Source organism: Vibrio pomeroyi (assembly GCF_024347595.1).
GTDB classification, from domain to species: Bacteria; Pseudomonadota; Gammaproteobacteria; order Enterobacterales; family Vibrionaceae; genus Vibrio; species Vibrio pomeroyi.
The window spans coordinates 1704272-1720971 of record NZ_AP025506.1; the positions used below are offsets into that span (position 1 = coordinate 1704272).

A 16700-nucleotide genomic window follows, 5' to 3' on the forward strand; every position below is an offset into this window, starting at 1 on the left:
TTTAGCTTTTAGCCAATACCTGTACTTTTCGTCTGTCGTGGGCGAAGAGAGGGTTTCTGCAACCAAATTTCATGCTTAGGTAATAAAATGTCAGTGGATGATGAACAAATTTTGGATTCCGTAACCGCTTGGAACCCGCTCTCATACTCTCAACAACGTTTGTGGTTATTCCAACAATTACAACCGATGAGCTTAGCCTATAACCTGGGTGGCTTACTTTGGTTTGAAGGTAACGGTGTTACTGTTGAAAAGCTTCAACATTCATTAAACGAAATGGTCTCGGTATTTCCTTTGCTACGGAGTCAATTTTCTGAAATCGAAGGCAAAGCATCTCAGCGCGTGTTGCCTTTTAATCCTGTTGATTATGATTGTATTGACATGCAGGGTGGCTCGGATGCGATTGAAGCGATTAATCAAGATGCTCGCCAACGTTGGCAACAACCGTTCAATTTATTGGAAGGTAATCTTGCTCGCTGTTGTATTTATCAAGTCAGTGAGCATCGCTTCGCTGTGTTGCTTTCGACTCACCACATCGTCACTGATGCTTGGTCATTTCAAATCAAAATTAAGATGCTGGTTAATTCGGTTGCAGGCAAAACCTACAATGGGAAAGAGGTTCAAAGTTATCTTGATTACGCAGCAGAGCAGGCCAGAGCAGAAACGTCTGATCTCTATAAGCAACAGAAAGCGGCGTGGATAGAGAATCAGTTTATCGGTGAAGAGTCGCTCTCGATATCAAATCTTAACGACCAATCGCTAGATACTTACGGGGCGAGACATGAGCTTGTTAGCTTGTCTAACGAAACCAATGAATCAATCAAAAAGTTAAGCAGTGAGTTAGGCGCGACCAAATTTGAGATTTTGGCATCGGCAATGATGCTAACGCTGCGCCAGTACTCTTCTAATGTTCATCCTTCAATTTGTGTTCCCGCCCTAAACCGAAATGCCAAGAATCGCAGAACGGTCGGTTTTTATGTGAATAGTGCGATGATCGGTTACCGCATTGACGCAGAAATGACGTTGTCTCAGTTAGTCAACACGACTCATGCTTCAATGAAAGCGTCGCTAGCCTACGAAAGTACTCCATTAGAAGCGCTAGTCGGCGACTTACCACTTCCTAGAACGGCACTGAACTTCCGGAATCACGGTGGTAAATTTTCACTTAATACCAATGGGGTTTCGGCCAAATTTGAAGAATTTCCAGTATTAGAAACACCGTTTGAATTGGTGTTGGACGTTATTAATAAAGGCGATACACCGTTAAGGTTTGTCTATGCAAAAGAGAAGTTCACTCGTCCGTTTATCACCAAATTCATCGAAAGCTTTAAAGTAAACTTAACGACCATTGTTCAATCACCAGATGCAGCTGTGGCGTCGGTAAATGCAATCTCAAGCAAGGACATAAGGTTAATAGACCAATATGGTTCGGGTGATCACTCTTGGGACTATCGTCCGTTTACTGATTTAGTGACGGAGCAAGCCGTTAAGAGCCCGAATAGTATTGCGTTAAAACACCAAAACGAGTCAATGAGCTATCTAGAGTTGGAGGCTCGTTCAAACCAGTTGGCGCATTCGATTTTGTCTCAAAATACCACTTCAAAGTCACCGATTGGTGTGATGATGGAACGTGGTGTCGATATGATCGTTTCAATGATTGCCGTTCTGAAAGCGGGTGCGCCTTTCTTACCGTTAGACCCAGATTATCCAACCGAACGATTGAATTTTATGTTGGAAGACAGTGGTGCTGAGCTACTCCTGACTCATTCTAAATCTAGGTCTAGATGCACTGATGTATTAAACGGTAGTGATGGTGTTACTCAGTTCTGTGTTGAGAGTGCAGAGCTTTCAAGTCTTCCTTCAGATAATTCTTTTAAACGTCCGTTGGCCGAAGAGCTGGCCTATATCATCTATACCTCTGGTTCAACGGGAAAGCCAAAAGGCGTCACCATATCTCATGAAGGTTTGAGCATGCATGTTCAAACGATTGGTCAGCGATATGGCATGAGTGAAGATGACGTTGAACTGCACTTTGCGTCGATTAGTTTTGATGGTGCGGTTGAACGTTGGACTGTGCCATTAGCCTTTGGCTCTCGCTTGGTGATTCGTGATCAAGAGTTATGGACCGCGGAAAAGACCTGCGATGTACTACAACAAGAAAAAGTGACCATTGCTTGTTTTCCTCCAAGTTATGTCGGCCCGTTACTCGACTGGATTGAAGCGACAAAACCGACATTGGCACTGCGATCCATTACTTTGGGTGGTGAAGCGTTTACTCGAGAGACCTTTGAACGAATCCAAGACGTGTTAACTCCACCACGAATCATTAACGGTTATGGTCCAACAGAAACGATTATCACACCGATGATTTGGGAAGCGTATGCACAAGATTCAATGGAGAGCGCATACGCGCCGATTGGAACTCCAGTTGGTGACAGAAAGCTGTATGTACTTGATTCAGAGTTAAGCCAAGTGCCATTTGGATGCAGTGGTGAGTTGTACATTGGTTCTGAAGTGGGCTTAGCTGAAGGCTATTTGAAACAGCCTAATTTAACCGCTGAACGTTTTGTTCCTGATCCATTTACTGATAATGGCGAGAGGATGTATCGAACGGGTGACCTCGTTAAGTGGCGCGATGATGGAATCATGGAGTACCTAGGTCGGGTCGACCAACAGGTAAAAATTCGTGGGTTCCGTGTCGAACTAGGGGAGATCGAATCCCAACTTCAGGCGCTTTCAGGCGCGGAGTTCTGTGCTGTTGTCGATCATGAATCTCCTACGGGTAAAAAGCTTGTCGGTTATGTTCAGCTAAGTGAAGGTCAACAAAACGAGACTCAAGCAAAGGATGCCGAACTAAACGATGTTCTATCGCAAAGTACTCATCGAAATGAAGAAGCGCGATGGATTGAACAATTGGGACAAACGCTGCCTGATTACATGGTACCTGCGTGTATTATTGTGCAAAACAAGTTGCCTCTGACACCTGCAGGTAAGGTCGATAGAAAGCAATTGCTTGCTCCTGATTGGTCTGAGCTACACACCGAACAAGGTGAAGTTGAGAACGAGCGACAACAAGTGCTTGCTGATATTTGGTGTGATCTACTTAAGGTGAAGAGTGTTGGAGCGAATAGCCAATTCTTTGCGCTAGGTGGTGACTCGATTATGGCTCTTCAACTAGTCGGAAAGTTGCGTCAACAAGGTTTCATGTTATCGCCAAAACAAGTTTTCGATTTTCCGAAGTTAAGTGATATGGCGGACAATCTAACCGAAACCAAGCTGGTCAAAGCTGAACAGGTTAAGCTCCAAGGCGAAGTCGCACTGCTACCCATTCAGCAAAGATACATCGATCATTTTAAACTGAGTCGTTGTAATCAATTCATTCAGTTTAACTGGCGTTTCCCAGTAGATGTTGAACGATTGACGGCTTCATTCAAAGGTCTTGTTGAACACCACGACGCATTGAGACTGCGCTTTGCTCCTTCGTCGGACTCTTCATTAAAAGCGACGGCAAATTATCAAGACAATGCCGAGTTTGCTATTCATTCATTTGAAGACGAGATAAACCTTGAACAAGTTCAGGCGAGCATCGATTTAACTCACGGTGTGATTGGTGCTGTAGGAACTCGCAGCCTGAACAAACAGCGTGAACTTGGTCAGCGAAGCGAAATTTTAATTGCGATTCACCATCTCGTTGTAGATGCACTTTCATGGCCTGTGATTATTGAAGATCTCGCTAAGCTTTATAATGCATATCAAGAAGCTTCTGACACTCAAGGTACGTCTCAAAACGCGTCACCTGAACTCTCATTGGGTCAAAAGACTCATCATCAAGGTAACTGGGGCCATACCTTAAGTACACTGACGATATCTAAAGATCAAAAAGCGTACTGGGCAGAGCAAACGAAACAACCGCTTTATCCTACAAAACGTGGAAAGCCTATTGCGATGCAATGGCACACTCCTTTATCAAAAATAAATGCTCTAAACAAAGCTGGCCAAGAATTTGCTCGTCTCACTCAGGAACAAATTGCATTCATTGTGAGTGCTTTAACGGTCAGTTCGTTAAACCAAGGAAAGGCGTTAACCATTCATCGTGAATCACACGGTCGCTATACCGAGAACTCTGGGATTGATTTAAGTCGAACTGTCGGGTGGTACACATCATTATATCCGCAAGCCGTTCCTGCTCTTGATTCGTTGGAAGAGTGGGTAAAATCCCTCAAAGGTAATTCTAGTGCAGACGAGCTAGGCGGCGTCACGTTCCATGCCGGTGTGATGCAAGATCTTTGGCCTCATGTTGGTGATATGGATGTGCTGTTTAACTATTTAGGCAATCTTACTCAACAGATTAATGACGCGGTTGAGGTAACAAATACGGGCTTATGGCGTGATGAATCAAACGCTGCAGATGCGGCGATTGTTATCAATGCTTCTGTGCACACTGAGCACTTAACATGGGATGTTGAGTTGGATAGCCACAGTTTTAAACAAGTTGAAGTTGAGGCGCTACATGCGGCATTTGATAGTAGCATCGAACGTTTACATGAACTGTTTATTGAAGCCAATCCGGTATTAACCAGCAACGATGTACCACTGGTTGAGTTGACTCAAACCCAATTAAATCAACTTTGTGCTGGTGCCAGTTCATCAAGCTCACTACCTCGAACAATTTTACCGTTATCAACCTTACAGCAAGGGCTATATTTCCACGCGAAGCTGTCTGAAAGTAACAGTACGTACGTCAACCAGATAACGTTACCCTTAAACAACGTTGATGTGACCAAGATGATTGATGCTTGGCAATGTGTGATGAGTAGACACCAAATGCTGCGTTCTACATTGTTCTCATTTGATGGTGGGGCTTTCCTTGCCGAATGGCCAGAACTTAGTCTGGATTACACGATATTGGATGTTCGAAAGCGTAGCCAATTTGACCTTGATTCCTACAAGCAGAAAACGATTGAGCAAGGCTTTGAGTTAGAGCAGTTTGTTGACCATGCAAAAATAAAACCTTTGTGGCGCGTTGATTTCGTTCAAACTCATGATGATCAAGTGCAATGTATATTTACGATCCACCATATTCTAATGGATGGTTGGAGTACGGGCGTACTACTCAGCGATCTGTTTGCCTTGTATAAAGGTCATACTGTTGCACCAGTCAAAGGTGAGTTTGCAGACTATTTATCCTGGATACAGAACCAAGATAGTCAGCAGTCTAATCAGTATTGGCAGCGCTACCTTCAAAACATGGAATCACCAACACGTTTGGTTGAATCTTTTGGAAAACCGAATGCCGAGGTCACTGATTCTAACGTATCCAGTTTCCATCGTTACAATGACGACTATTCATCTGAGACCATCAGCGAATGGTTACCTATGCTAAAACAAGCGGGTGTGACGCTTAACACGTTAACTCAAGCAGCTTGGCTACTGACATTGAATCGCTTCACCGGGCAAGAGAGCCCAGTTTTTGGTAATACGGTAGCGGGGCGTCCGACAGAGCTAGCTCATAGTGATTCGATGGTGGGTTTGTTTATTAACACGTTGCCTATCTCTCATCGAATCGATCTTTATAAATCAGTATCTGAATGGATGCTAGAGATTCAAACATCATCAAGTGATCAGCGTGAGTTCAGTTATTCTTCTCTGTCTGATATCCAAGCACAAACTGGGTGGTCTGGTGAAAACCTATTCGACACCTTAGTGGTTTTTGAAAACTACCCCTTGGATGAAGGTCTTCTAAATAGTGAAGGGAACGGAGAATTTAGCATTGGTGAGCCTGAAAGTTATGAGTTTACCCATTACCCGTTAACCTTGGCTGTTTTGCCGAGCGAGTCGCTTCGCATCGTTTTTGCTTACGACGAGAGTAAGTTTACACCCCAACAAATAGAAGCTCTGTGTGCGACTAATCGACACTATTTAACTCAACTTGTTCAACACTTAACGGAAGGCTTAGGGCGATTGTCTGAATTGGCTCCAGAGCAGGTGAGTGAGCTCAGTTCATTTGACCGTGAACCAGAGGCTTGGACATTTGAACCGTTTACCGACTTAGTGGCAAAGCAGATGTTACTGCGTCCTGATAATGAAGCGCTAGTATCGAACGTAGAGGTGAATAATGGACAACAAAGACAGCGTTTAACTTATCAGCAGGTGGTTGAACAGAGTGATGCGATAGCGTCGAGGCTCATTACTGCAGGTGTTGAACGCGATGATATTGTTGGTGTGCTCTTTGAGCGTGACTGCAATATGCTGGTGGTAATGATGGGCGTGATGAAAGCAGGCGCGGCTTTCCTGCCACTAGACCCTTCATATCCCCAAGAGCGCTTAGACTTTATGATCAAAGATAGCGGAGCGCGTGTTTTGGTTCATGATTTATTAAGTGAATCGTTAGCGAATCGTATAAAGAACCGAGCTAAAACTATTAGTTATAGCTCGTTTGATTTAACTGAAACCCTCAGTCAAAAGCCTACGATATTACCTGATCAACTGGCTTACATGATCTACACATCGGGTTCGACTGGCAAGCCGAAAGGGGTTTGTGTGTCGCAACAAGGGTTGAGCATGCATGTCCAAACTATCGGACAGCGATATGGCATGACAGCAAACGATGTAGAGCTGCACTTCGCGTCAATCAGTTTTGATGGTGCGATTGAACGTTGGACTGTGCCATTGGCATTCGGTTCATGCCTGGTTATTCGAGACCAATCATTGTGGAGCGCGAAACAAACCTGTGACGTCTTAACGCGTGAACAGATCACCATTGCGTGTTTCCCACCAAGTTATGTGCTGCCGCTGCTAGAGTGGATTGAGGGATGTAGCCCTAAGCTCTACGTGCGTTCTTGGACATTAGGTGGCGAAGCCTTCACTCGTGATACCTATTTCCAATTGCAACGCGTTCTAAAACCTAAGCGAATCATTAATGGTTACGGGCCAACCGAAACCGTTGTCACGCCAATGATTTGGGAGGCGTATCCAGAAACTGAATTAGAAAGTGCTTACGCACCTATCGGGAAAGCCGTCGGAAATCGAACTTTATACGTGCTGGATTCGGCATTAAACCGTGTTCCTGCAGGTGTTTCAGGAGAGCTCTATATAGGGGAAGAAGTTGGGCTCGCAAGAGGTTACTTTGAACGTCCTGATCTAACATCTGAACGTTTTATTCCTGATCCATTCTCAAGTAATGGTGAGCGAATGTATCGAACCGGAGATGTGGTGAAATGGCGTTCAGATGGCGTTATGGAGTATCTCGGTCGTAGTGACGAACAGGTTAAGATTCGAGGGTTTAGAGTTGAGCTTGGTGAAATAGAATCTCGCCTACAAAAGATCACCGGTTCGGAGCAGTGTGCGGTCATTGCTTGTGACAGCCCATCAGGTAAACAGCTGGTGGCATATATACAAAGCGATAACGAGCTATCTAATGATCAAGCACTGAAAGATCTTTCCAGAGATCTTCCTGATTACATGGTGCCTAGCCAAGTTGTCAAAATGGATAAGATTCCTTTAACTCCAGCAAGTAAAGTCGATAAAAAGCGCCTACCGATGCCAAACTGGCAAGAGGAAGCTAGCTCAGAGTACATAGCGCCAATTGGGGAGATGGAGCTAGCGTTAGCAAATCAATGGCAAGTGCTATTTAGCAAAGAGAAGATAAGCCGTGAGGATGATTTCTTCGCTTTGGGCGGTCAATCGCTATTGGCGACCCAACTTGTAGGAAGGCTGAACCAACAAGACAAGATCAGGCTGCCATTACAGGCGGTATTTGATACGCCATTGCTTAAAGACCTTGCTGCTCAATGTGTGTTGTCAGACGCTCAAAGTAGAAAAGAAATGGCTGTCATCGAGCGCGTGTCACGACTGCCATACATGCCGGCTTCTGCTGTACAGAAACGATTGTGGTTCGTTCAACAACTGCTACCAACCAGTGCCGCTTACCACATGCCTTTAGGACTTAAATTTAATGGGGATGTGAACGTCACGGTTCTTGAGCGAGCAATCAATATGCTGATTGCGCGTCATGAAATATTGAGGACGAACTTTAGCCAGGTTGAAGGTGAGCTGATGCAATCTATTTATGCTGAGCGAGAAATTTCTCTAGGTCTTCATGAGCACTTTGCAACCGATGAACAAAGTTTGTCTGCGTACCAAGATCTGATTGCTGAACCGTTTGATTTTTCTGAAGGTTCGCTGATTCGATTTGATTGGATAATCGGTAAACCTGAAACATCGCAGAGTGAAAAATCTGAGACATCAGAGAATGTTAAACAGGGCGAACTGCTTATTGTCGCGCACCATATTATTTCTGATGGAATCTCCATGCAGCAACTGCTTTCAGAATTGGCTGATTGTTATATGTCTATGATCAGTAACGAAGAGGAAAGTAAAGCACTGGAGCTACGAACATCTGAAATTACTAATGATTTGCAGTACGTAGACTATGCGAATTGGCAAAAGCAGTGGCTTGAATCTGAAGAAGCATCCGAACAAAAAGCATGGTGGTTGAATGCGCTGAAATATGACATTGAACCACTGGTATTACACAGTGACGTGTCTAGAGATCAAGCGGATACGCGAGGTAACCGACTCCACTTTGAACTGACAAGTGAGCAAGTTTCCAATATCACTGCTTTAGCTGCATCGCATAACACGACTCCTTTTAATGTCATGCTGACGTTGTGGCACCTGCTGATGCACAAGTATTCCGGTCAAGAGCAAGTACGTGTTGGTGTGCCAGTCGCGGGTCGAACACAGATTGAAACACAGACGATGCAAGGCTGCTTCATCAACAGTTTGGTTATTCCAGCACAATTTAGTGGAGAGCTGTCTTTCTCTGCTTTAGTGAATCAAGTGAAGTCATTCACTGAACAGGCACTGCAGCGACAAGACTTCCCATTTGAAATGTTGGTTGAATCACTGGGGATTACCGGAAATCTGCGGTACCACCCAGTGTTCCAAACCAGTTTCAACTTCCAGAGCTTTGATGAGCAATCATTGTTCGACTGGCAAGGACTTGATGTCGAGCCATTTGACCCGGGTGTTGTGAATGCTCAGCTCGAAATCGGTATGGACGTTCAACAGATGTCTGAGAGTAAATGGCATGGTTTCGTAAGCTATGTATCACCGATTTTCACACAAGATTTCGCACAAGCGTTACTTGATCATTGGCTATTGCTTTTAGATAGGGTCGCTACAAATAGTGATAAGTTAGTTAGCCAACTTCATTTGATCGATGAGAATGCAACACAGCAAAGTCGAGCGTTCAATAACACCTCCCTTGATTGGGGTAATTTCGTGACGCCGTCACAATCGATTCAACAGCAAGCTGAAGACACTCCAGATGCCGTCGCCTTATCTATGCAAGGTAAAACCCTTACATACAAACAATTTGATGAGCGTGTTAACCAACTCGCTAACTGGCTACGTGAGAGAGGGGTTACTAGTGAAACGCGTGTCGGTTTAGGGCTAGAGCGTTCGTTTGATTTAGTGGTTGGTTTGCATGCTATCACTCGTGCCGGTGGTGCTTATGTGCCATTGGACCCAAGTTATCCGGCAGAACGACTTCAGTATATATTGCAGTCGGCGAATATAGACTTGCTGCTTACGGATTCATGCTCAATGCACTTGTGGCCAGAAAGCGAGGGCTGCGAATATCTCGATTTAAGCCAGTTAGATACGTCAGCGCAGTCATCAATGCCTCCATTAGTGCAATGGCATCCAGAACAGGCGTTGTATGTGATCTTTACTTCTGGTTCAACGGGCCTGCCAAAAGGAGTGGTGAACACTCAAGCCGCATTACAAAACCGTTTGAATTGGATGCAACAAGAGTATGTACTCAATGAATCCGATTGTGTGTTACAGAAAACGCCATTTAGCTTTGATGTTTCGGTATGGGAGTTTTTCTGGCCATTGATGACTGGCGCACGCCTAGCGATCGCGCCGCCTGACGCTCATCGCCAATCAAGTGTCCTATCCGAGGTCATTCAACAAGAACAGGTCACAACACTCCACTTTGTACCGTCGATGTTGAACGCGTTCTCTGTAGAAACAGACATATCAGACTGTGTCTCTTTAAAACGCATTATCTGTAGTGGTGAAGCATTACCTGCCGACCTTGTTGGCCAAGTACTTAATAACGCTCCTGTTGAAGTGCACAATCTATACGGGCCTACTGAAGCGGCGATCGATGTGACGTATTGGCCGTGTGAGTTACCCGTGTCTAAGCGTATCCCGATAGGTTATGCGATCAGCAATACTCAGCTACATGTACTTGATGATAACTGGAACCCTGTACCGATTGGTGTTCCTGGTGAATTGTATTTAGCGGGTATTGGATTAGCGCGTGAATATCTTGCTCGCCCAGACCTTACCGCAGACCGATTCGTACCCAATCCGTTTGGAGCGTCAGGAAGCCGAATGTACCGAACGGGAGATCAGGTTATACAACTTGCTGATGGTCGATTGGAATATTTGGGTCGTTTGGATAACCAAGTCAAAATTCGCGGTCTACGCATTGAGTTAGAAGAAATCGAAAATGTGATTAATCAACTCGAATGGGTAGAGGAGTCAGCTGTGATCGCGTTTAAGCATCAAACTGGCGATCAATTGGTTGGCTATGTCATCGACTCCAATTGGGATCAAGACAAACAAGAACTCGTGAACAAACACCTTTCTGAACATCTCCCTGACTACATGGTGCCAACGATATTGATTGGGCTGAGTGAAATGCCACTTTCTCCAAATGGTAAGCGCGACAGAAAAGCTCTACCTGCACCGGAATGGCAATCAATCGAATACCGCGCTCCGGAGACGGAGTTGGAATTATGGTTTGCGAGTAATTGGGAAGAGGTTCTAGAAATCCCTCGAGTGGGTTTGGACGATAACTTCTTTGCTCTGGGTGGTCATTCACTATTAGCAACTCGAGTGGTCGCTAAAGCACATCAAGAGCTTGGTTTAGAGGTGGTACTGAAAGACTTTTTCGAGGCCAATAACCTGCAGGCGTTAACGGATAGCTTGCAAGCTCAATATCAAACACAAAATGAACATGAACAAGACGAATTCGATGCCATGGCAGCATTGATGGACGAACTGGAGCTGCTATGAACGACCCAATAGACAAGAACAATCTACAAACAAAGAGTCAGTCAAAAGCGACGACTCAACCCAAGGCCACTAACCAAGGACAAATCGATAAACACGCGTTAGCAAAACGTTTTTTACAACTGGGAAAACCAGAGCAAATCAAGTTTATCGAACTGCTGAGTAACAAAGGTTTAGATTTCGAAAAACTACCTATTGTTGCGGTTGGTTCTGAACAGCAAGTCTCGCTGTCTCCGGCACAACAACGTTTGTGGGATATTTATCGTCTAGACAAAGGTAACAGTGCCTACCATATGTCGGGGACGTTCAAAGTTAATGGTGATTTGGATATTGACCGATTAACCCAGCTCGTCAACCAAGTCTTAGAACGCCATGATGTGCTGAGAACACGCTTTATTACCAGTGCCACGGAGCAAGTTATTCAGTTTGTCGACAAAGCGGCGGTGATGCATCCGGTTGGTGTTGATGCTCAAAGTTGGAATCAAGAGCAAATTCAAGACGCAGAGCAGGAGTTTATTGGCAAATCGTTTGAGCTTGAGACTGAACTGCCAATTCGTATGCAATGTTTACGAACCGGTGATCATTCGTGGAAGCTACAGCTTGTCATGCATCATATCGTTTCTGATGGTTGGTCGATTGGCGTATTTTTAAATGAACTCGTTACGCTTTATCAACAAGGAAAATTGCCAGAGTTAGCGATTCAATATCGTGATTATTCTCATTGGCAAAGCGCGTTATTGGATGCGGGGAAAGGGCAGCAACATATTGAGTTTTGGAAGCGTGAGCTTTTACAAACAGATCAAAGCCCACTGTTCCCTTGGCATAGTGACGTTACACCAAATCAAAGACGCATTGCTGATTCGATCAGCTATGAACTCAATGAGTCGCAATCTGACAAACTAAAACAGATTGCGCGTCAGTTGTCGGTAACGACTTCGAGCTTATGGTTAGGGATATGGCAGGCTGCTTTAGCCAAGGTAACGTATCGCACAGATATATCGGTCGGCGTACCGATGGCGAATCGTACCCGCCACGAAGTGTCTAATCTGATAGGCTTTTTTGTGAATACAATGGTTATTCAGCAATCCATAACGCCTAACAGCTCTTTATCTGATGTGATTGAAGGAGCCCACAACAAAGTACTTGAGGCGCAAGAACATCAACTATTGCCATTCGATCAGTTAGTCAGTGCTTTCACGACTGAGCAAAACGACGGTGAGCCAAAGAATTACGAACGAAAAGCAGGACAAACTCCCTTGTTTCAAGTGCTTTTTAACCATCAAAGTTCGTTGGCTGATGAGATTCAATTAGATAGTCAACTTACATTGAAGGCTGAGCAACAAAACGGGGAATTTGCGTTATTCGATATTGCATTGGATATACGTGAGACAGAACGAAAAACATGTGTCGTGCTCACGTACTCAAAGGATCGAATCGATTCTGATGTGATGGTTGAGTTGAATGCTGTACTTGAACATCTAATCGGCAGTCTGGAGTCGCATGTAGATAACAGCCTAGCTCGAATCAATCACCTCACACGACATGATGCATCTGTTTTAGAAAAACTATCGCAACCAGAAGGCGAGTGGGAGTTTAAGTCGATTGTTGAACTTATTGGAGTTCAAGCCAAAGTGCGACCTGATGCCATCGCACTAAAGCATCATGACTTTGAGTTGAGCTACGTGCAATTGGATTCGGCGTCATCAGAATTGGCGTCCAAACTTGTCGCTAAAGGCGTAGTTCGAGATCAAGCGATCGGTGTGCTGTTCGAGAGAGGCGTCGAAATGATTGTCTCTATGGTTGCAGTCATGAAGGCGGGCGGGGCATTTCTACCACTAGACCCTGATTATCCAACTGAGCGTCTTGCATATATGGTTCAAGATTCTAAGGCTGGGTTTGTGATTACGCAGCAAAGCTTAGAGCAACGTTGGCAAAACATTCAATCTGAGTTTGACGTTTCATCACCGCAAGTAAGTTCTTTAGTTTATCGTCTGCAAGACTTATCTCAATCTTTAGATAACGGACAATGTTTACCAACTGAATTAATGCCAACGATACTCCCTGAGCAATTGGCATACATCATTTATACCTCCGGTTCGACAGGTAAACCGAAAGGCGTGGCAGTCAACCACAATGGGTTATCTATGCATGTTCAAACCATTGGTAAGCAATATGGTATGACCCCAGAAGACGTTGAGCTTCACTTTGCATCGATTAGCTTTGATGGTGCCGTTGAGCGTTGGACTGTGCCGTTAGCGTTTGGTAGCAAGCTTGTGATCCGAGATCAAGAGTTGTGGAGTGCTGAGAAAACCTGCGAGGTACTGTGCAATGAAAAGATTACTATTGCCTGTTTCCCGCCGAGTTACGTGGGTCCGTTGCTTGATTGGATAGAATATCAACAACCATCTATCAGTGTTCGCTCCTGGACTCTTGGTGGTGAAGCTTTTACCGCTGAAACCTATCAACGTTTGCAAAAGGTTGTGAATCCTCCTCGTATTATCAATGGTTATGGACCGACAGAAACGGTTGTCACACCGATGATTTGGCGAGCATACCCTCAAGATAAATTGGATAGTGCGTATGCTCCGATTGGTCAGCCTGTCGGCGAACGTCGTTTGTACATATTGGATTCGCAGCTCAATAAGGTCGCATTTGGCGCCGTTGGGGAGTTGTATATCGGTGGTGAGGTTGGGTTGGCTCGTGGGTATTTAGACCAACCAGACTTAACTTCTGAGCGGTTTATGCCTGACCCGTTTAATCTCGATGATACGAGCAATAGACATAGCAACAACCAACGAGCAGGTCAGCGTATGTATCGAACTGGTGATCTGGTTCGGTGGAGCCGCGATGGCGTGATGGAATACATAGGCCGTGTAGACCAACAGGTTAAGATAAGAGGATTTCGCGTTGAGCTAGGAGAGATTGAAAGTCGCCTCCAATCCATCTCTAAGGTTGAGCATTGCGTTGTTGCAGTGGAAGAGGTAGGCCAACATAAGCAGTTGTTTGGTTATTTGCAGAGTAGTGAGCCAGAGCGTTTTGATCTTGATGATATTCTCGAAGTGCTTTCACGAGAGTTACCCGATTACATGGTTCCAAACCAATTAATGCTCTTGGACAAATTGCCTTTAACACCTGCTGGTAAAGTTGATAGAGCCTCGCTCCCCGCGATGGATGAGAATATTCAATCGGTCGCGACAGTTGTGTTACCTAAAACCGAACAAGAGGCGTTGCTCGTAGATATATGGCAGCAGCTACTAGGCATCGATCAAGTGAGCTGTGCGGATAACTTCTTTGCATTGGGAGGTGATTCGATACTTTGCTTACAAATGGTGAGTAAAGTACGTGTTGCGGGCTACAACTTAACACCACAACAAGTCTTTGAAGGCAAAACGTTGTCTGACCTAGCCGAAGCGTTGGATATCCATAAGGCCGCAACAGAGCGTGTTTTGACCGAAGAAGCGTTTGGCTTAATGCCAATCCAGGCGCATTTCTTTGCTCAAGAGTTTCCTGAGCCTGATCATTGGAATCAGCATATCTGTGTTGAGCTTAAACAAGACATGAATACCGACTATTTGGAGTTGGCGATTCAAGCGTTGGTTAAACAACACCCAAGTCTGAGGCTCGCTTTTAAACAACATCAAGGTCGTTGGAAACAACAGTATCAACCTTATCAAGAGCGCCAATACCTTTGGATAAGTTCGGTGAGCTCTGAAGACGCATTTTCGGCATTTGCTCAAGAGATTCATCAAAGCATGGATATCGATACTGGTCGATTAATTCAGGCCGGTTACGCGCAATGTTCAGAATCCCCAAATCGCTTGATGATAGCTATTCACCACTTAGCAGTGGATGGTGTGTCTTGGCGAATTCTGTTAGATGACCTTTGGAAGGCGTATCAACAACAAGTTGCGGGGCAAGCTATCCAGTTAATGCCGAATTCGAGTGAAATCGATGAAACCCTCCGTCAGGTTGAACAATGGTCGACTACTGAACAGGGAGAATTGATGCAATACACTTGGCATGATTTGGTCCAGAAATCGTCAAATTCAGTCAAGATTAATCAAGAGCTCCCTCCTGCGCTTTATCAAGATAAAGAGGTTTACAAAACTGAACTATCGAATGACTTCACTCAAACGTTGTTGCGTGTTTCAAACACCAAGCACGGAGATATCCAAAGCGTGTTGATTGCTGCATTAGTGTCAGTATTAACGAGTGAAGCGCAACCTGAGGTTCCTCTGTACTTAGAGGGACATGGTCGAGAAGCCTCTGTTTTTTCTAGCGTGGATCTATCAAGAATGGTGGGTTGGACGACCAGTTTGTACCCAATGATTGGGCATTTCCAACCTGATATTCTAGGTGTGCTCAACCAAACTCATGACTATTTAGAGAGCGTTAAGCAAGATGGCGGCATTGGCTATGGCGTTAGGTATTTAAACAAAGAGACTAATGATAGTTATCGCGCAAGTGCAACGTTTAACTATCTCGGCCAGTACTCAAGTGATGGGTTCGCACACTGGTGTACACCTGTAGAAGACGGAAGCCTACCTCAATCCGGCTTAAATCAGATGCTGACGCCACTTGTCGTCAATGCTCAGATTGTGTCTGGACAGTTAAGCTTGTCATGGGAGTTTGCGAAAACACACTATTCATTAGCAGAAATCGAGCACATAGCAGAACAGTATGTTGTGCGTTTAACGGCGCTTGTCAATGCTATGAAACAAGGAGCGAAAGTAGCAAAGAGTAATCAGTGCATAGCCAACCTGCGATTGGTAGACAAACTCAATAATACAGCGTGCGAGATTGAACCTGTTTTCTGTATTCACCCTGTGACAGGGCGTGTGACGGGTTACCAGAGACTCGCACAAGCACTGGAAGGAGATAGAAGTGTATTTGGCATAAAGTCACAGAGCTTTGTATCAGAGAGCGTATTTGATTCCTCGTTTAATGATATGGCCGACACCTACTACCAAACGATCAAACAGCTCCAGCCTCATGGCCCTTATCGATTAGTTGGATGGTCATTGGGCGGGGCACTCGCTCAGGAAATCTCACTACGTTTAGAGAGAAATGGGGACGATATTGCATTCGTCGGGTTACTTGATTGCTATGTGCCAGGTACTGAAATTGCTGAAGATCAGTGGGACTCATCAACCTCAAAAACCAAACTCATGGAACATATTTCATTACTGCTCGGTTCAATTACTGAAGCTCAAGGGCAGCGATGTTTAGAGTTGCTCGATTCCGTATCTCCTCCAAGGTGGCCAGAAGTCTTTAATATATGGTTAGCGGAAAATAACTTCGACCGCTACATGGCGGACAATGCAAAACAGATGCTCTATAGCTGGGCAGTGGAACAACACATGCGTGCTTTGTGCCGCGGGTATCAATTACCGAGCATAAAAACCCAGTTGCATTGTTGGTGGGCAGGGCAACCAAATGGGCGTTCAGAGCTGTTATCAAAAGGGTTGAATAAGCATAACAAGCTTCAGTATTCCTCTGTTATAGGTACGGATCATTTAGGGATCGTACAGAACAATACAGTAATCAAAGACTTATACAGACATTTGTATTGTGAATAATTTTATAAATATCTATTGCTGTAATGTTTCATT

Annotated in this window: 2 protein-coding genes; both read left to right on the plus strand. The window is 44.7% G+C overall.

Annotated elements, in window-relative coordinates; all coding sequences use genetic code 11:
- Positions 1–87 precede the first annotated feature (87 nt).
- Positions 88–11091 carry a non-ribosomal peptide synthetase gene (locus OCV12_RS07660; protein ID WP_261885834.1) on the plus strand — a complete coding sequence of 3668 codons (11004 nt, stop codon included), beginning with the start codon at positions 88–90 and terminating at the stop codon, positions 11089–11091.
- A complete protein-coding gene (locus OCV12_RS07665; RefSeq protein ID WP_261885835.1) occupies positions 11088–16667 on the plus strand; it encodes a non-ribosomal peptide synthetase in 5580 nt (1859 codons plus the stop codon). The genes OCV12_RS07660 and OCV12_RS07665 overlap by 4 nt, the downstream gene beginning before the upstream one ends.
- Positions 16668–16700 lie beyond the last annotated feature (33 nt).